Source organism: Flavobacterium selenitireducens, from assembly GCF_014748335.1.
Classification (GTDB): domain Bacteria; phylum Bacteroidota; class Bacteroidia; order Flavobacteriales; family Flavobacteriaceae; genus Flavobacterium; species Flavobacterium selenitireducens.
In genome coordinates this window covers 93302-111442 of record NZ_JAAVIY010000002.1, presented here as the reverse complement: position 1 = coordinate 111442, position 18141 = coordinate 93302, and the positions used below count along the sequence as shown (strand labels likewise).

The following is an 18141-nucleotide window of genomic DNA, read 5'->3' as shown; positions in this document are numbered from 1 at the left end:
CGCCTCGGGTCGCTAATTGTCACATTTTCTAATTATCTCATCATCTAATCGACATGGTTTTAAGCAGGTTCTGGCTCACCATTTTCATATCGTCCATCGTTTTTATCCTTGTCAGTTTGGTATTGGGCCAGAATTACGGTCTTGATTACATCATCAACGGCAAAAAAGACGACCCGATCCAAATCGGGGAAAAGTACCTCAATGAAGTGCCGGCGTTCATTCGCGACAGCATCCAAAAATCAGACGACAAAGCCTTTACCATCGACCGCGACACGACGGATCTCGACACGACGTACGCTTACAAAAACCAAACGGTCAAGATTTACAGCGGTGTCCAAAAGTCAGATGGTTTGCTGCCAACCTGCAAAAGCACGGTGCTCGACCTCATTATTCCGCTTATCGCCTATCTCGCGTTTTTTTGTGGCCTCATGCAATTGCTCATCGATTCCGGAGCGGCAGAAAAATTGGCGCGAAAACTCAGCCCGGTATTCGTAAAAGTCTTCCCGACGGTTCCCAAAAACCACCCGTCGATTTCGTATATGACGTTGAATTTTGCTGCAAATTTCCTCGGCCTTGATTCTGCCGCGACGCCATTTGGGCTCAAAGCCATGGAAAGTCTGCAGGAAATCAATCCGGAAAAAGACAAGGCCAGCGATGCCCAAATCATGTTCATGTGCTTGCACGCGGCCGGCCTGACGCTAATTCCGACGTCGATCATCGGGTATCGTGCGGCAGAGAACGCCACGAATCCGGCAGATGTTATGTTGCCGTGCATTATTACGTCTTTCATTGGCACGCTTGCGGCCTTTTTGATCATCGGGATCAGGCAGCGCATCAACTTCAAAAGCGTGTCGTTGATTACGGCTTTGATGACGATAATCGCCGCGATAGTCGGGCTTTTGTTTTATGTGAACAGCCTTGATTTGATTGGCAAAAATGTGTTCACTTCCAACCTTTCCGGCATCATGCTTATCGGAATCATTGGCGTGACGCTGGTTTTCGCTTTTGTCAACGAGAAAAAGTTCGTCGCGCTCGACACTACCATTTTCGATTCGTTCGTAAACGGGGCCAACAACGGGCTCAAGACCGGCATTACAATATTTCCGTATGTTTTGGGCATGCTTGTGGCGATTTCGCTGTTCAGAAATTCCGGACTTTTTGAGATCATTTCGAATTGGATCGCGATTTTCTTCTCGAACATTGGTGTGACCAAGCAAATCACCGATGCGTTGCCCGTGGCGCTTTTGCGACCGTTTTCATCGGGCGGCTCGCGTGGCTTCATGATCGATGCGATGCGACAGGCCGGCCCTGATTCGTTTACGGGAAGATTGGTTTGTATCTTCCAGTGCAGCGCCGAAACGACTTTTTATGTGATCGCGGTGTATTTCGGATCGGTGAAAATCAAGAATACACGTTACACGTTAGGCGCGATGTTGCTTGTCGATCTGATTTGCGTTATCGCGGCGATTTTCGTGGCGAGTTGGTTCTTTTGACCAAGTAGTATAGTATCGATAGGTGGCGTCTTTGGAGTTAGCGCCAGGGATTGAGGCGGCATCCTTTTGGAAACCTCAAAGGTTTATTTCGCCCTATATTGGTTGTTTTCGGCTCGGGTCAAAACCTTTGAGGTTTCCAAAAGATAAAGCCGAAAGCCCGGCCGCGACTTCACAAATAATCCGTGTTACCTGATTTTCGCCCGTCGCGGCGGCGCCCAAATCATTTCTGGAATTTTGCACGCAGCCATTTCCGGGTCGGTTCGTCGTAGCATTTCAGACAGGCAAACGCCAAAATTACCGCAATGACGAACGTCAATACCATATAGGGCGCGCCTTGAGAAAGCGTCGCTTTGGTTTTGGAAACCCACGCCATATAGCAGTACACCAACGGATAATGCGTAATGTAAAGCGGATACGAAATAGCGCCGGTAAATTTGCAAATGCGTTTCCCGATTTGCGATTTTATTTCTCCGCTCGCGCCCCAGTACACGATAAGCGGAAAAAAGATGATGATGCAAATCGCTTCGTACAAACCATTTTGCCAAAGATTTTCGCTTCCTCCGATTCTTGGAAGAGCTAGGATTGCGATGATTGACAAACTGCACCAAACGAAGGCGTTTTTAATGCGGCCAAGCTTCCCAAGGCGGAACAGCAACAGTCCGGCGAAAAACGGAAACAACATCCTTGTGAATCCGATGTAGATTTGGTCGGCTGTGAGCGCCCATCCGCCCACGATGTCGCCTCCGGGACTTGTGACTACGTAATGCGCAAGCCCGGTTCCGGTTACCAAAACCAAGAGTGCCAACGCGGTATTTGAGAATTTACGCACGCCGACAGCGTATAAAATATTGGCGATATACTCGTAAAACAGCGACCAGCCCGGACCGTTGAGCGGATGCATTTCGGTCCAGCCGCGAATGTCCATCGACAGCGGCAGCGGAATCAACGTCATTCCGATTACCATCACCAAAACCATCTTCCAGACCGGTGTTTGCGCTATGTTCGGCCACAATTCCGAAGCTTGGAAATAGAACAGAATCCCACCGATGAGCATGCCCATCACGACCATCGGCTGTAACCGTATCAACCGGCGTTTGATGAAATCCCTGACGGTCATTTTGCCCCAGCGGTCGTCATACGCATAGCCGATCACAAATCCAGAAAGCAGAAAAAAGAAATCGACGGCAAGATAACCGTGATTGACGATCTGGTCCTGGTGGCTCGTCGCGTGAGATTCGAACAAGTGGAAAATCACGACCATTACGGCCGCGACGCCGCGCAGCCCGTCGAGAATGGGAAAATGCGGCTTGGCTGGGCTTAGTGAAGCAGTGTCTTGCGTAAAATTTGGATGTGTCACGTTTGCGTGTTATCGGAATAATTTAGGTGCGAACTCCGTCAGGTAATCGCGCCAGTTCGACCAGCTGTGACCGCCTTCCGTTTCTTTGTAGGTATATTTCAAACCGATCGCGTCCAGTTTCGCACGGAATTCATTCGATTGCCTGAACAGGAAGTCGTCTTTCCCGATCGCGATCCAATACAACTTAAAGCCTTTGTCCTTCTGGGTTTTGAGCTTTTGGTCAAAATTCGCGTAGGCTTCTGCTTTTGCGTCTTTCGGCTGCAATTGTGCCGACGAGAAAACGCCGACATAGTCGAACATACCGGGATTATTGGCTGAAATCACCAGCGAGTGCATGCCGCCCATCGAAAGCCCGGCGATCGCGCGGCTGGCTTTGTCTTTTTTGACACGGTAATTCGATTCGATGAACTTTACGACATCAGGGTAGGCTTTTTCTGTGTTGCCGGAAAACATGTCCGGTTGCAGGAAAATCGGTTTGGTCATCGGCGTTGACGATTCTCCGGGAGCGGCAGTTTGCCCGGCGTTTCCGTTCGTCATGACAACAATCATCGGCTTTGCCTTTTGTTGCGCGATCAGGTTGTCGAGAATTTGAGACGTGCGTCCAAGGGCGATCCAGGCTTCCTCATCTCCGCCGGCTCCGTGAAGCAGATACAGTGTGGGATAGGATTCCTTTGACGTTTCATAACCGGGAGGCGTGTAAACCGTCATGCGTCGGTTGGCTTTCAACGTAGGGGAATCGTACCAGCGACGTGCGACAGTGCCGTGAGGAACATCCTGAGTTTTATAGGTGTCGGCTTTCCCGTTTCCGATAAGGAAAATGTTGACGATCGTCGCCACATCGCGAATCAGGTAAGCATTGTTGGGATCGAGCGATTGCAAGCCGTCCACGACGAAGTGATAGCTGTAAAGTTCGGATGCCAGTTTAGCAGAAGTGTAACTCCAGACGCCATCGCTGCCTTTTTTGAGATCGGCGCCACCTTTACCGAAGCCGTTACCGGCCAAAAAATCAGATTCGATCCGGACTTCTTTCGCATCGGGAGCAAGCAATCTGAACGTGACCGAATTGTCACCGTGGATTTCTGGTGAGACGATTTCCCGATGTTGATCGAACGTAAGATTTTCCTGTGCGAACACGACACTCGCCATCAGCAAAAACACAAGATTCAGGATTTTCATATTGGTTGTAATTAAATCTCTAATGTAGCAAAAAGCTTCCGTCAGAAGCATTGATTTTTGACGAAAGCGGAGAATTGCGCCAAACGACGCGTCCGGAGCCTGAACCACACGATATTATACGGTTGGGCTAACGTGCCTTTTTTGAAAAAACAGTATCTTGACCCATCGTAAAACACATTCGGAAACGAACGGAACTAACCCATGGAACTCAAAAAAATGCTTGCGGAAAAATCGAAGGAAAATTACGGGATTTATCTCCCTCACCTTTCGATTGACTGCGTGGTTTTCGGGTTCCAGGATGCCAGTCTCAAAGTTTTGGCGGTGAAACTCAAAGACCAGCCGCTTTGGGGATTGCCCGGAGGTTATATCCGAAAAGAGGAATCGATGGACCAGGCCGCGAGCCGCATACTTCAGGAACGCACCGGGGCTGCCAACATTTATTTGCAGCAGTTTCGCGTGTTCGGTGATTTGAATCGGTCAGAAGGCTTTTTCGACGGATATGATGACGATCTCTGGCACAAGCAGCGCTATGTTTCGGTAGGATATTACGCGTTGGTCGATTTCTCGGACGTCACGCTCGTTACCGATGAATTTTCTGATGCCTGCGAATGGCTCGACGTGGGCAACCTGCCGGAGTTTATGATGGATCACCGCCTGATTCTCGACAAGGCGCTGTCCGCGTTGCGCAAACAACTTAACTACAAACCTATCGGATTGCGTTTGTTGCCGGCTAAATTCACTATGCCTGAACTTCAGAAACTGTACGAAATCATTCTCGGAAAAAAACTGAACCGCGGCAACTTTTATCGCAAAATGCTGCGTTTCGGCATTCTTGAAAAGCTCAACGAATCCCGCAAAGGGGGAGCACACAAAGCGCCTGATCTATATCGGTTCGAGCCGGAAAAATACAAGGATGCGCTAAGAAATGGGTTGCAGTCGGAATGGTGACCTTTGAAAGCCATTAAAAAAGCGGAGAACTTGCTCCGCTTAACATTTAATTGATGACCATTTCCGGGATGTCGCCCTCGATGATCAAATCGGCCTCGGTCGCTTTTACGATCTCGTCTACCGTCACGCCCGGCGCTCTTTCGAGCAATTTAAAACCATTTGGCGTCACTTCAAGAACGGCGAGTTCGGTTACGACTTTTTTGACGCATCCGACGCCCGTTAGCGGCAATGTGCAACGCTTGAGGATTTTCGATTCGCCTGCTTTGTTGACGTGCATCATGGCCACGATGATGTTTTCGGCTGAAGCCACCAGATCCATAGCGCCGCCCATTCCTTTAACCATTTTGCCCGGGATTTTCCAGTTCGCGATATCGCCGTTTTCAGAAACTTCCATGGCGCCCAATATCGTCAAATCGACTTTCTGGCTTCTGATCATACCAAAGCTAAATGCCGAATCGAAGAAACTGGCTCCGGCTAATGTCGTGATCGTTTGCTTTCCAGCGTTGATCACGTCGGCATCTTCCTCTCCCTCAAACGGGAACGGGCCCATTCCGAGCACGCCGTTTTCAGACTGGAATTCAACCGAAATGTCTTCGCGGACGTAATTCGCCACCAACGTCGGGATTCCGATACCAAGGTTGACATAATAACGGTCCTTTACTTCTTTTGCGATGCGTTTCGCTATTTCTTCTTTACCGAGCATGCTATTTGTTGTGTTTAGTGATAACCCTTCTCGTCTCGAGCACGCCAAATTGGCTACAATTGACGGATTCGCTTATCTTGTGTTCTTTGAGGAACTTCTTAAAATCATCACAGTCTTTAAAAATGTCGAACTCTTTGGTTTCAAAATTATAAACCAAGCCACGGGTTTCCATCATAGCGTTCGCGACACCGGAGCTGTTTCCCAAACCGGCAGAAACGGCCTTCTTCCACATATTGGAAAACGGGCCTTCAAAATAAAGGAATTTTCCGTCGCTGATCACGCGGTGATAAGTACGCGGATTTTCTGCCCCATAACGACGATCGCCTTCCTGCGTCAACTTCTCGATGTCTCGTTGGCGGACGTAAAGCTGTCCATTTTCGCAAATCACGGCAGCATCAGAATATTTGTTGAAGGCCGGAACATTGTAAAAAAATACGTGGTTTACGAGAGAATCGCGATGCACCCTCAAGTCGCGTGGCACGAAACGTCGTTCCAACTTTGGCAGCGGACTAACTTTTTTTGCGAGGAAATCTTCGAAGGTCATATAGACGCCTTGCGGATAATCGCCAACCAGATGAAGTGCAGTCGATTTTATTGAATCATTCTGTGCGTTGCCAACGGTTGCGATAAAAACGATTGAAAAAAGCAGTAGTTTACGTAGCATCAGTTTTTTCTTACGGTTCGCTGTTCAATCCTTTTCTCGAATTTTTCGCCTTTGAAAATGCGTTGCACCAAAATTCCCGGGATGTGGATTTCGTTCGGATCCAAGCTCCCGACAGGTAACAATTCCTCGACTTCGGCAATCGTGATTTTGGCGGCTCCAGCCATTGGCGCATTGAAGTTGCGGGCGGTTCCTTTGAAAATGAGATTCCCGGCTTCGTCTCCTTTCCAGGCTTTTACTATCGAAAACTCAGCGTTGAAGGCGTGTTCCAAAATGTGCATTTTTCCGTTGAAGTCGCGTGCTTCCTTGCCTTCGGCTACTTCGGTTCCATAGCCGGCCGGTGTAAAAAAAGCAGGGATTCCGGCTTGGGCAGCGCGGCATTTCTCGGCAAGCGTACCTTGTGGCGTAAGTTCGACTTCGAGCTCGCCGGATAACATCTGACGCTCGAATTCCGCATTTTCGCCCACATAGGACGAAATCATTTTCTTGATTTGCTTTTTTTGTAGCAGCAATCCGAGGCCGAAATCGTCGACACCGGCGTTGTTGGAAATGCACGTCAGGTTGGTCGTGCCTTTGCGGACGAGTTCCGCTATGGAATTTTCAGGGATTCCGCACAAACCGAAACCTCCGAGCATTACGGTCATTCCATCCTCAATCCCGTCAAGGGCTTCCTGTACCGAATGGACTTTTTTATTGATCATATCTGTTGTAGTTGGGAAAAAATCTAGGCAAAAATACGGTTCTCAAACGATTTCGCAATTCTAATTAGCGAATTTGAAAATTAGCGAATGAGCTAATGGGTTTGTCGGAGACACGGTTCCATTGGGCGCCATAGACTTCAGCTTACAAAATATCTGAAAGAGAGACTGAGACACCATGCCAATATCGCGTGAATTCATCACACATCCGACGTTTCATTTAAACAAAATAGCACGAATAGCATCCTAATTTGTCGGCTGTTTCAACAAAGGTCGCGAAACGCTGACTTAATTATTCGCTAATTCGCTAATTTTCAAATTCGCTAATTACTGTATCTCAAACTCATCCGTATCCTGAGCGGTGCTGTCGACAGCCGTCGAATCCTTAACCGGAGGCGCCCAACAATCGACCTTGATCGAAAGATTGGACGGACGCTCGAATCCTTTTGTCGAGACGTCAAGGTCTTTGTCTTCGTAGCATTTTTTCATGAACATTCCCCAAATCGGGAGAGCGGCAACCGCGCCTTGTCCGTAAGTGATACTCTTGAAACGGGCCGAACGGTCTTCGCAACCCACCCAAACTCCGGCGGCGAGGTTCGGCACCATGCCCATGAACCAACCATCGGATTGATTTTGAGAAGTTCCCGTCTTACCCGCTATCGGATTCTTGAACACATATGGATATCCGGTGACGCGCTCGTATCCGTAACCGCCACCCTGCGTCCGCAAACGCACACCAGACCCGCTTTCGGTCACGCCTTCAAGCAATCGGATCACGGCAAAAGCGACGTCTTTGTTGAGCACATCGTGGGATTCGGGCATAGGTTCGTAAACCAACGTACCGTTCTTGTCTTCAATTCTCGAAATAAACTGAGGCTTGACGTAAACGCCTTGGTTAGCAAACGTGCTGTAAGCCGCGACCATGTCCATGACGGTAATTTCAACCGCTCCGAGCGCAATCGACGGCTGGGACGGAATTTTGGATTTCACACCAAGTTTGTGCGTCAGGTCGATGACTGCGTCTGGCCCGACCTTGTCGATGAGTTTTGCCGAAACCGTGTTGATCGACAACGCCAGCGCCTTTTTAAGCGTGACCATGCCGCGATATTGGTGATCGGAATTGTTTGGCGTCCAGGTTTCGGTCACGTTGTGGCGTCCTTTCGGAATCGTGAACGGAGAATCGAGGATGGAATCGCAAGGCGAATAATTGAGCTGTTCGATCGCCGTCGCATATACGAACGGCTTGAATGTAGATCCTACCTGGCGCGCGCCCTGACCGACGTGATCGTATTGGAAATACTTATAGTTCATGCCGCCGACCCAAGCCTTGATATGGCCGGTTCGTGGCTCCATTGCCATCATTCCGGTTTGTAGGAAGCTCTTGTAATATCGGATCGAATCGGTTGGTGTCATGATCGTATCCTTCTCGCCTTTCCAGGTGAAAACGGTCATTTTGGTCTTGACGCCGAACGATTTTATGATTTCTTCCTCGCTTTTGCCGTTGCCTTCCATTTCCTTCCAACGCTCGGAGTTTTTCATCGCCGACATCATGATCTTTTTCGTCTCGGCTTCCGAAATGCGCACGAACGGAGCGTTCTTATTGTCTTTTTGTTGCTTGTTGAACTCCTCCTGGAGGTTCGGCAAATGGCGGGATACCGCCTCTTCGGCATATTGCTGCATACGCGAATCGAGCGTCACGTAAATCTTGAGGCCGTCGCTGTAAATGTCGTATTCGGAACCGTCCGGTTTTTTATTGTCCTTGCTCCAGTTTCTCATGTATTCACGCAAATATTCGCGGAAGTACGTGGCAATTCCCTCTTTATGGCTTTCCGGATGGAAATCGAGCACGATCGGCTTTTCCTGCAATTGCTGCTTTTCAGCTTCGGTAAGAAAGTTGTTCTTGACCATTTGACCCAACACCACATTGCGGCGCGCCTTGGTTTTTTCCATTCGGCGGATAGGATTGAAAAGCGACGGATTCTTGAGCATTCCCACCAACATCGCACCTTCTTCGACGGTCAAATCTTTCGGTTCTTTGTGGAAGTACACTTTTGCCGCCGAACGGATTCCCACGGCCGTGTTGACGAAATCTGCCTTGTTGAGATACATGGCGATGATTTCATTCTTTGTGTATTGTCGCTCGAGGCGAACGGCGATGATCCATTCCTTTGCTTTCTGAACGACGCGTTTTACGATATTTTTCGACCCTTCCCCGTGAAACAATAATTTGGCTAACTGCTGTGAGATCGTACTGGCGCCTCCTCCCGTTCCAAGTCGTACGGCGGCTCCGATGGTGCGTTTCCCGTCGATTCCCGAATGCTCGTAAAAACGCTCGTCTTCGGTTGCGACCAAAGCGTTCACGAGGTGTTTCGGAAGCGCTTCGTACTTGATCATCGTGCGGTTTTCGTTGTAGAACTTACCGATGGTGACACCGTCTGTCGAGATGATTTCGGTCGCGAGATTCGACTCCGGATTTTCGAGTTCCTCAAAAGAAGGCATCGATCCGAAAACGCCCCACGAGGCCAAGAGGAAGAAGAGGACGATGAATCCCAATCCGTAGAAGAAGAATTGCCAGAATTTACGTTTGTAGAACGCCACATCCCGTTGAAGCCAGTTCTTTTTTGGGACGTATTTTTTTGGGACGTATTTTTTCATCGCTTATTTTGTTGATTCTATCCGGAAACCGACTTCGGTAATGCCCTCGAGTTTGTCCACGCCGGCGACTTTCCCGTTCTGGCGCACGGCCTGTCGGATGTTCACCTTGTATTTCCCTTTCGGAAACCTGACGTTTTCCTTGTAGAAAAGTTTACTTTCTTTAATGTCCGAAAAGCCTTCGCCCAGGAGATTCCCTTCGGCATCGGCCATCTCGTATTCGAGCGTATCGACCTTGACGACGCCTTTCGGCTGTTCCATCGACACGATCAGGAAGAGATTGTTGAATTGGTATTTGTCGTTGTCACGGATGTTGACGAACAAATTATAGGTCTTGAGTGAATCAAGTTCGGGCAAGTCGAAACTCACCACGCTATCCTTGTCCCAGCCACCGCCGACGGTTTTGTAGTCGTCGAAAACGCGTTTTTTGTCGCAGGCAAACAGAGACAACGCAATAATGGCCAGGATAAGACTAGTTCGTAGGTTCATTGCTGCTTCCTTTGTCGCGGTTGCGGTTGCGATTTTTGTTTGGTCGTTTCTTCTTTGGCGCGCCATCAGGAGTTTGTCCTTGGGCTTGCGGTTGGCCTTCGCCTTGCGGCCTTGCATCCGGACGTGTTTGCTGTGGCTTTTGCTCCGATCTCATCTCCGGTTTTCTGTCGCCTTCCCCACGGTTGCGCTCGCGGTTTTGCTGCGGACGTCTTTCTCCCTGAGGCCTTCCTTCCCCTCTTTCGTTAGGCTTGCGCTCGCGATCTCCTTCCGGACGCGGTGCGCGCTCTCCTTGCGGACGAGCCGGGCGATCCTGTAGCTTTGCGCCTGTTCGTTCGACGCGAGGACCATCAGGTCTAGGGCCACGATTGTTGTCGCGCTGGCGATTGTTCGGGCCTTGCTTCGGGCTGCCGGCAGTGACCGGTTCTCCTTCGCTCCCGCCTTTTTTCTTGCGCTTTTTGTTGCTTCGTTTTGGAACGTCGAATCGCGTAAGGCTTTCCTGCCCGACGACGTTGCTGAATTCGGTTTTGGCTTCCACCTCGACCTCAACGGCATAATCCTCTAACGACGAAACCTTGCGTTTCTGTTTGTTCTCGGCAATTATTTCTTTGACCTGGTCGATTTTTATCGTGTGCCAGTTGGCGAAACTATCGGTATAAGCAAACCACATCAAACCTTTGAAGATGTCTTGCTTCTGGCAGATGGCGTCTCCTTTCTCGGTTTGGAGCTTGGTGTCGAAATCTGGGAAATCCTGGAGCGCGTCCATATATGTGTCGAGCTCGTAGTTGAGGCAACACTTGAGTTTACCGCATTGTCCGGCCAATTTTTGCGGATTCAGCGACAATTGCTGATAGCGCGCCGCGGACGTGTTCACACTGCGGAAATCCGTCAGCCACGTCGAGCAGCACAATTCGCGCCCGCACGACCCGATGCCGCCCAGGCGGGCAGCTTCTTGTCGAAAACCGACTTGTTTCATCTCGATACGGATTGAGAATTCACGGGCGAAATCCTTGATCAATTGACGAAAATCGACGCGGTCGTTCGCTGTGTAATAGAACGTCGCCTTAGACCCGTCGCCCTGGAACTCGATATCGGAAATCTTCATTTCAAGTTTCAGCATGATGGCCAGTTCGCGCGCACGAACCTTCATCGGTTCCTCCTTGTCGCGTGCAGCCGACCAAATGTCGATGTCCTTTTGGGACGCCTTGCGATAAACTTTTTGGACTTCGGGCGAATCGTGGTTCACGCCCTTTTTCTTCATTTGGATCTTGACGAGTTCGCCCGTCAATGTGACGATCCCGACGTCATGGCCCGGTGAAGCCTCGGTCGCCACGATGTCACCAATGCTCAGGGTAAGTTTTTCGTTGTTGCGGTAGAACTCCTTCCGGCCGTTTTTAAAACGCACCTCGACGCAGTCAAAAGGCGCTTCGCCATTAGGGAGACTCATATTTGCCAGCCAGTCGAAAACCGTCAGTTTATTGCAGCTGTCGGTTCCGCATGTGCCGTTATTATTACACCCCTTGACGCTTCCGCCTCCCGAGGTTGAACAGGTTGTACATGCCATATTTATATGTTGATCGCGGAAATTCCGCTACGTTTCGAAAATGAATTGTGGGTAAAGATAGCATTTTTCGTCAAATCTCGACCGTCGAATATCGAACGCAACAACGATGGGTAAAAGTATTGGGGCGTTACGGCGGCTGGAAAATTTTGTTTGAGGCGAATGTCCTAACAAGCCGCCGTCGGGCCTTACGCTCCAATTCCTCGCTCGTTCCTCGCTGTGGGATTTTCACTTCAGTCCCTAACGCGCACATCTGCAATTTACGCCCGGTTGTTTGTGCTACACGCTTGCGTTAGGGATTGCAGTGGAAATCCTTTTTGGACGGCGCAGCAAGGCCAAAAAGATTGTAACGCAAAGCCCGACGGCGGCCACGAGGTGTTGTTTTGCCATAAATGATGATACCGCCGGAACGCCATAAAAAAAGCCCACTTGATTGGCGGGCTTTGGTTTCGACAAGCAGAATGTCAAAGTATTTTGTAGAGTTTATCTGACAACCGTATGCGGTAATCGAGTTTGAGGCTAACCAGATCTCCCTTTTTTGCGATCGTCGCCGGAAGATCATTGACGAACATTTCCTCGATGATTAGGCGTTGTTCTCCCGTCGTCGGGCCTGAAATCAGGATTTCGTTGGAGACGTAAAGTTCGCCTTCCTCAACCAGGAATTGGCCAATCGAAGCTTTGGGAAAGAAGTGAACGCCTTTCCCGATGTAGGCTTTTTTCAACTTCGGATTGGCTACCACGCGCTTTCTTGGTTCGGCCGCGACCGTTCCGACGACGCCTTCGCCCGAATTCCGGTACGTCAAAACGTCCGACTTGCCTTTTTTGAACACCATGTTCCCGTTTTTGATGCCGCGTCTTAATGCTTTTTGCTCGGCTTCCGGCAATTGCACGACCTCGGCGCAAGCAGTCGAACAACAGCCGTGCATGGACTCGGCGCACTCGTCGCATTGGATGAAAAGCAAATGGCAGGCCTCGTTGGCGCAATTGGTGTGCGTGTCGCAGGGTTTGCCGCATTGGTGGCAATTCGAGACGATGTCATCTGTGATCCGTTCACCCAAACGATGGTCGAATACAAAGTTTTTCCCGATGAATTTGCTCTGCAGACCTTCCGCTTTCACCTGTCGCGTGTATTCGATGATGCCGCCTTCAAGCTGATAGACGTTGTTGAATCCCTTGTGTTTGAAGTAGGCGCTGGCCTTCTCGCAACGGATTCCGCCCGTGCAATACATCAATAAATTCTTACCATCCTTGAATTCCGAAAGCTGGTTTTCGATGATTGGAAGCGACTCGCGAAACGTGTCGACATCTGGCTTTATCGACCCGACAAAATGCCCGATCTCGCTCTCGTAATGGTTGCGCATGTCGACCACGATCGTGTCCGGATCGTCGAGCATCGCGTTGAACTCCTTGGCTCCAAGGTGAATGCCTTTGTTGGTAACATCGAACGTGTCATCGCTAAGGCCATCGGCTACGATCTTGTCGCGGACTTTTATAGTGAGCTTCAAAAACGAGTGATCGTCGTGCTCGACGGCGATGTTCAATCGGATACCTTTCATGAAATCGTACGCCTCAAGCGTGTCGCGAAATTCGTAGAAATGGTCGGCAGGCAGCGACAATTGGGCGTTTATACCTTCGTGTGCGACGTAAATTCGGCCAAGGACCTCAAGTGGTTCCCAAGCCAGGAACAAATCGTCTCTAAATTTCTTCGGATCTTCGATACGCGCATAGGCATAAAACGACAAAGTAAGTCGTTGCTTGCCGGCCTCGTCGATGAGGGCGGCTCTTTCCTCTGCGCTCAAAGTGTTGTACAGTTGCATGCTATAAACAATTTAAGTGGAGTTTGCGGGCGCAAAGATACAGGTTTATTGAGATTGTGCAATCTGTTCGGGTTGTGCGTACGAATAATTCGGTAGCAATTAAACGGTTAAGTGAATTTTAAGAAAAACGATAGAAAAACTGTCGCTGGTTTTGGTGTTAGTTGCCGAACTTTGCTAGACCTAACAAATCTCAAAGATTTGTTAGGTCTGCAAGCAAAAAAATTGATGTGGTTTTGATGTGTCGAAAAATCGTACAGGTTTCAAAGAATTTGGGCGCATCGCGGCCGCCAAAAACGTGAGGTCCACAACTCAAATTTCGCCGCGACCGGGCTGACCCGCTTTTAGCTTTCTGGCAAAACACCGGTTTTGTATGCGAGGCGCGAGCTTCTTTGGTCGCCGCGCCTCGCGACAAAACCAGGCGCTTTCCCGCAAAAGGCTAACCGCTTGCATCCCTTGCGCAAACCTGACTGCAAATCCACAATTTATTTATCGCGAAAATCCTTTCCAAACCGCCGCTGACTTATCTTTGCAACCATGTCCGACCACGCCAAAGAAGCCGTACGAACAACCTACCTGAGCATTTTGGGCAATCTCGTGTTGGCAGTGGTAAAAGGAACCGTCGGCTATTTCGGGAATTCTTACGCCCTTATCGCCGACGCGATCGAATCTACATCGGATGTGTTTTCTTCGTTTCTCGTGTTACTGGGACTCAAGTATTCTTCTCGCCCCGCCGACGAAAATCATCCTTATGGCCACGGTAAAGCCGAGGCGTTGGTAACGTTCGCCGTCGTGGGTTTTCTCGTGGTTTCTGCAACGGTCATCGCTTACGAGAGCATCCAACACATACAAACGCCCCACAAAACACCCGAATCTTATACTCTTATCGTATTGGCGATAATCGTCATCACCAAAGAAATCTTTTATCGTTTCGTGTCCAAAAAAGGTGACGACACCAACAGTTCTTCTCTAAAAGCGGACGCCTGGCACCACCGCAGCGACGCAATAACATCGGCCATGGCTTTTGTCGGGATCTCGATTGCGATTTTCTTTGGTCCCGGATACGAAACCGCCGACGATTGGGCCGCTTTGTTTGCTTCGGGATTCATCGTGTACAATGCTTACCTGATCTTCCGTCCGGCCTTGGGCGAAATCCTGGACGAGAACCTGCACCACGAGGTCGTGGGGAAAATAAGGATCATCGCGCGCACCGTTCCCGGCGTGATCGACACTGAGAAATTGCATGTGCGCAAATCCGGGATGAACTACCTCGTCGATCTGCATCTCACGGTAAACGGCGACATTTCCGTGACGGAAGGACACGAGATCGCCCATCGGCTCAAAGACAAAGTCCAAAACGAAATGCCTGAAATCGCGGACGTTCTGATTCACATCGAACCTCACCATTTGGCCCATTTGTAATTGAACGTATTCTGTTTAGCTTTGCAAAAATCGTCACGGACATGAAAAAGCTACTGCTATTCAACCTTTTACTGACTTCGTTTTTTGCAACGGCACAAATGCCGGATTCGGTTCGCGTGAGCATCGACAGTGCGCTTGTCGTGATGCAAAAGAATTCGCTTTACTCTAAAAACGTGGATTGGGCCAAAGTGCGTTCGGAAGTTTTTTCAGCCGCTAAGAACGCAACGAACAGTATCGAAGCGTTTCCCGCACTTAAAATCGCATTCGACGCACTTGGCGACAAACACGCCAATTATTGGTATTATGGGCAAAACTACATGCTTCCGAATCCTGAATTAAACGCACGCCAAAGCGATTCGCTAAAAGCAAAATGGAAGAAAGGCCAGGTTTTCGGCAAGGAAATGATCGGGGAAATCGCCTATTTGAACGTCCCGGCGATGCCTGTCAACAAACAAAAGGATATCGACCAATATGCAAACTGGATGCGCAATGCGGTTGCGGAACTCGCTGCGAAAAATCCGAGAGGTTGGATCGTCGATTTACGGATGAATACAGGTGGAAACATCCGTCCAATGTTGGCGGGGCTTTCTCCGTTTTTTTCAGACGGCATTTTTGGGCATTACATCGACTCCAACGGAAAACTTCTGGGAAAATACGAGTTCAAAAACGGGGATTTTATAATGGACGGGCAAAATACGGCGTCTGTGACCAAACAGATCGCGTCCCTATCCAAATCAAAAGTTGCCGTATTGATGGGCGCGGGAACGGGAAGTTCCGGTGAAGGCGTCGCGGTAACGTTTCAACAGCGACCGAATACGAAATCGTTCGGCGAGAAAACAGCCGGGCTGGCAAACACCACGGACGGCTTCGTATTCAACAACCAGCAATGCTATTTCCTGATTTCAGTGGGATATTTGGCCGATGGCAAAAAGAAAATCCTTCCTGAATCGGTCAAGCCGGATGCTATAATAAAAGGTGCGGAATCGTATTTCGATCTCAAAAAAGACGCGACTGTGCAAGCCGCCTTGAAGTGGCTCAAATAACACTAAAAAAAATCCCGATCGGGCGGATCGGGATTAGTTCATTGTTACCAGATTTTGACACGCTTGTCCGGCGCTACATATAATTTGTCTCCCGGCTTGATGTCGAAAGCGGTATAAAAACCTTCGACGTTCTGCAACGGCACGAACGAACGGAACATTCCCGGCGTGTGCGGATCTGTCTTAACCTGATTCTTAATGGCTTCATCGCGCATTTTGGTTCTCCATATCGTTCCCCAGGATATGAAAAAGCGCTGTTCGGGCGTCAATCCATCGATTTTTCCAGGATTGCCTTTTTCCTTAAGATAAAGCTGCAACCCGTCGTAAGCGGAATTCACGCCGCCCAAATCACCGATATTTTCTCCCAAAGTGAATTTTCCGTCAACAAACGTCCCCGGAAGCGGCTCAAGTGCCGAATACTGGGCCGCAAGAGCCGATCCCAATTCGCCGAATTTTTGGAGATCTTCGTCGCTCCACCAATTCACAAGATTTCCATCTGCATTGAAACGCGAACCGGAATCATCAAAACCGTGGGAAATCTCATGCCCGATAACCGCTCCGATTCCACCGAAATTGACGGCAGCATCGGCTCTGTAATCGTAAAACGGAGGTTGCAGGATCGCCGCCGGGAAAACGATTTCATTGTTTGTCGAATTGTAATACGCATTCACGGTTTGAGGCGACATGCCCCAACGTTCCTTGTCAACGGGTTTTTTAAGGTCTTTGAGACTTTCGCGATGACGCCACTCGGCCATTTCTGTAAAATTGCTGAAATAACTTCCGCCTTCTGAAGGGGATTTTAGTGACAGATCAGAATAATCTTTCCATTTGTCCGGATAGCCGATCTTGACGCGGTACTTTTTTAGTTTTGCAATCGCCATGGCACGCGTTTTTTCGTCCATCCAAGGCAAGGCATTGATGCGGGTTTCGTATGCGCGGAACAAATACTGGATCAATTCTTCGGCTTTCGCTTTGGCTTCCGGCGGGAATTTTTGCTCGACATACAATTTTCCCAGGGCTTCCCCTACCGATCCGTTGATGGTTTGAAGCGCGCGCTCGTCTCTCGGTCGTTGCTTTACGGCCCCGGTCAAGGTTTTTCCGTAGAATTCCCAGTTGGCGTTTTCGAGTTCAGTAGAAAGCGCCCCGGCATAACGATTGAGCAGCATCCAACGCAAATACGCTTTCCAGTCTTCGACTTTGTTCTCTTTGAAAATGTCGTTCAGCGCCGTCATATAGCGCGGTTGGGACACATTCAGCGTATCGGTTTTTGGCATTCCGACAGCAGAAAGATACGTTTCCCATTGGATTGACGGCAGCAACTTTTGCAAATCGGCGACCGTCATCGGATTATAGGTTTTACGACGATCGCGTCGCTCCACACGGTCCAATCGCGGTTTGCTCATCGAAGTTTCGAGTGCGAGGATCTTTTGGGCATCCGATTTTGCCTTGGTTGGCGAATCACCCAGATATTGCAGCATACGCGTGACGTGGGTAACGTACTTTTCGCGTTTTTCCTTGGAATCGGCGTCATCTGAAACATAATAATCGCGATCCGGCAAACCGACACCGCCCAAACCGACGTTCACTTGATTTTTGTTACTGTTCTTGGAATCCGGGCCGACGCCGACGCCAAAGAAACCGATGCCGCCTTTCGGTTCCATCCAGATAAGGAAATTTTGAAGATCCTTCACGGACTTGATCGCGTTAACCTTGTCGAGATACGGTTTCAAAGGTTTGATCCCGGCCTTGTTGCGACCGACGGTATCGAGAATGGATTTGTAAAGTGCGATGGCTTTGCCTTGGTCGGTTGTGGCGCTGTATTTTGGATTGTTCGCAGCCGCTTTGAGAATCGCGAGGGCATCCTTGTCGGTATTTTGGCGCAATTCGTCAAAACTTCCCCAACGCGTGCGGTCGGCGGGAATGGTGGTGTTGTCGAACCAGGTTCCGTTTACGAATCGGAAGAAGTCGTCTCCTGGCTTTACTTTCGTATCCATAAGCGAGAGGTCGATTCCCGGTTTGGATTGGGCCGATTGTGCATTGATGCCCGACGAAGCGAGCAAGGGCAGCAATACCCAAAGTTTGTTGCTGTATTTCATAATTGTGGTGGAAAAAAGTTCTAAAATCAGGTTA

General features: G+C 49.4%; 14 protein-coding genes. 4 read left to right on the top strand and 10 right to left on the bottom strand.

Annotation, left to right across the window (positions count from 1 at the left end; translation table 11 throughout):
• The first annotated feature begins 53 nt into the window (after positions 1 to 53).
• Positions 54 to 1493 carry a nucleoside recognition domain-containing protein gene (locus HC229_RS04090; RefSeq protein ID WP_191019190.1) on the top strand — a complete coding sequence of 480 codons (1440 nt, stop codon included), beginning with the start codon at positions 54 to 56 and terminating at the stop codon, positions 1491 to 1493.
• A 220-nt stretch (positions 1494 to 1713) separates the two neighbouring features.
• On the opposite strand, the gene HC229_RS04085 is transcribed toward HC229_RS04090, so the two are convergent.
• Together HC229_RS04085 and HC229_RS04080 are read right to left on the bottom strand one after the other, a co-directional pair.
• Positions 1714 to 2850 carry an acyltransferase family protein gene (locus HC229_RS04085; RefSeq protein ID WP_332871627.1) on the bottom strand — a complete coding sequence of 379 codons (1137 nt, stop codon included), beginning with the start codon at positions 2848 to 2850 and terminating at the stop codon, positions 1714 to 1716.
• A gap of 9 nt (positions 2851 to 2859) precedes the next feature.
• Positions 2860 to 4026, bottom strand: coding sequence for an esterase (locus tag HC229_RS04080; protein WP_191019189.1), 1167 nt, complete (start codon positions 4024 to 4026; stop codon positions 2860 to 2862).
• 201 nt (positions 4027 to 4227) lie between these two features.
• Between HC229_RS04080 and HC229_RS04075 the strand changes: the two genes are divergently transcribed.
• The gene (locus tag HC229_RS04075; RefSeq protein WP_191019188.1) at positions 4228 to 4974 is read left to right on the top strand and encodes an NUDIX hydrolase; all 747 of its coding nucleotides are present in this window, start codon (positions 4228 to 4230) and stop codon (positions 4972 to 4974) included.
• A gap of 46 nt (positions 4975 to 5020) precedes the next feature.
• Here the strand turns inward: HC229_RS04075 and HC229_RS04070 are convergent, their stop codons facing one another.
• The 7 genes from HC229_RS04070 to trhO form a co-directional block, all read right to left on the bottom strand.
• Entirely contained in the window at positions 5021 to 5677 is a 657-nt protein-coding gene (locus HC229_RS04070; RefSeq protein WP_191019187.1) for a 3-oxoacid CoA-transferase subunit B, read from the bottom strand.
• 1 nt (position 5678) lies between these two features.
• On the bottom strand, positions 5679 to 6341 hold the full coding sequence (locus HC229_RS04065) for a hypothetical protein (protein ID WP_191019186.1): 663 nt from the start codon (positions 6339 to 6341) through the stop codon (positions 5679 to 5681).
• Positions 6341 to 7039: a CoA transferase subunit A gene (locus HC229_RS04060; RefSeq protein WP_191019185.1), complete on the bottom strand. Its 699-nt coding sequence runs from the start codon at positions 7037 to 7039 to the stop codon at positions 6341 to 6343. The genes HC229_RS04065 and HC229_RS04060 overlap by 1 nt, the downstream gene beginning before the upstream one ends.
• 324 nt (positions 7040 to 7363) lie before the next feature.
• Positions 7364 to 9691 (bottom strand): penicillin-binding protein 1A, encoded by a 2328-nt coding sequence (locus HC229_RS04055; protein WP_191019184.1) that lies wholly within the window; start codon positions 9689 to 9691, stop codon positions 7364 to 7366.
• Positions 9692 to 9694: 3 nt separating this feature from the next.
• Positions 9695 to 10177, bottom strand: a complete 483-nt coding sequence (locus tag HC229_RS04050) for a gliding motility lipoprotein GldH (protein WP_191019183.1) — start codon at positions 10175 to 10177, stop codon at positions 9695 to 9697.
• The gene (ricT, locus tag HC229_RS04045) at positions 10161 to 11738 is read right to left on the bottom strand and encodes a regulatory iron-sulfur-containing complex subunit RicT (RefSeq protein ID WP_191019182.1); all 1578 of its coding nucleotides are present in this window, start codon (positions 11736 to 11738) and stop codon (positions 10161 to 10163) included. The genes HC229_RS04050 and ricT overlap by 17 nt, the downstream gene beginning before the upstream one ends.
• 461 nt (positions 11739 to 12199) lie before the next feature.
• Complete coding sequence (gene trhO, locus HC229_RS04040) at positions 12200 to 13552, bottom strand: oxygen-dependent tRNA uridine(34) hydroxylase TrhO (protein ID WP_191019181.1); 1353 nt, start codon at positions 13550 to 13552, stop codon at positions 12200 to 12202.
• A 534-nt stretch (positions 13553 to 14086) separates the two neighbouring features.
• Between trhO and HC229_RS04035 the strand changes: the two genes are divergently transcribed.
• Both HC229_RS04035 and HC229_RS04030 read left to right on the top strand, forming a co-directional pair.
• Positions 14087 to 14971 (top strand): cation diffusion facilitator family transporter, encoded by an 885-nt coding sequence (locus tag HC229_RS04035; RefSeq protein ID WP_191019180.1) that lies wholly within the window; start codon positions 14087 to 14089, stop codon positions 14969 to 14971.
• Positions 14972 to 15012: 41 nt separating this feature from the next.
• The gene (locus HC229_RS04030) at positions 15013 to 16014 is read left to right on the top strand and encodes a S41 family peptidase (RefSeq protein WP_191019179.1); all 1002 of its coding nucleotides are present in this window, start codon (positions 15013 to 15015) and stop codon (positions 16012 to 16014) included.
• A 44-nt stretch (positions 16015 to 16058) separates the two neighbouring features.
• Here the strand turns inward: HC229_RS04030 and HC229_RS04025 are convergent, their stop codons facing one another.
• Complete coding sequence (locus tag HC229_RS04025) at positions 16059 to 18107, bottom strand: M13 family metallopeptidase (protein ID WP_191019178.1); 2049 nt, start codon at positions 18105 to 18107, stop codon at positions 16059 to 16061.
• Positions 18108 to 18141: the final 34 nt, after the last annotated feature.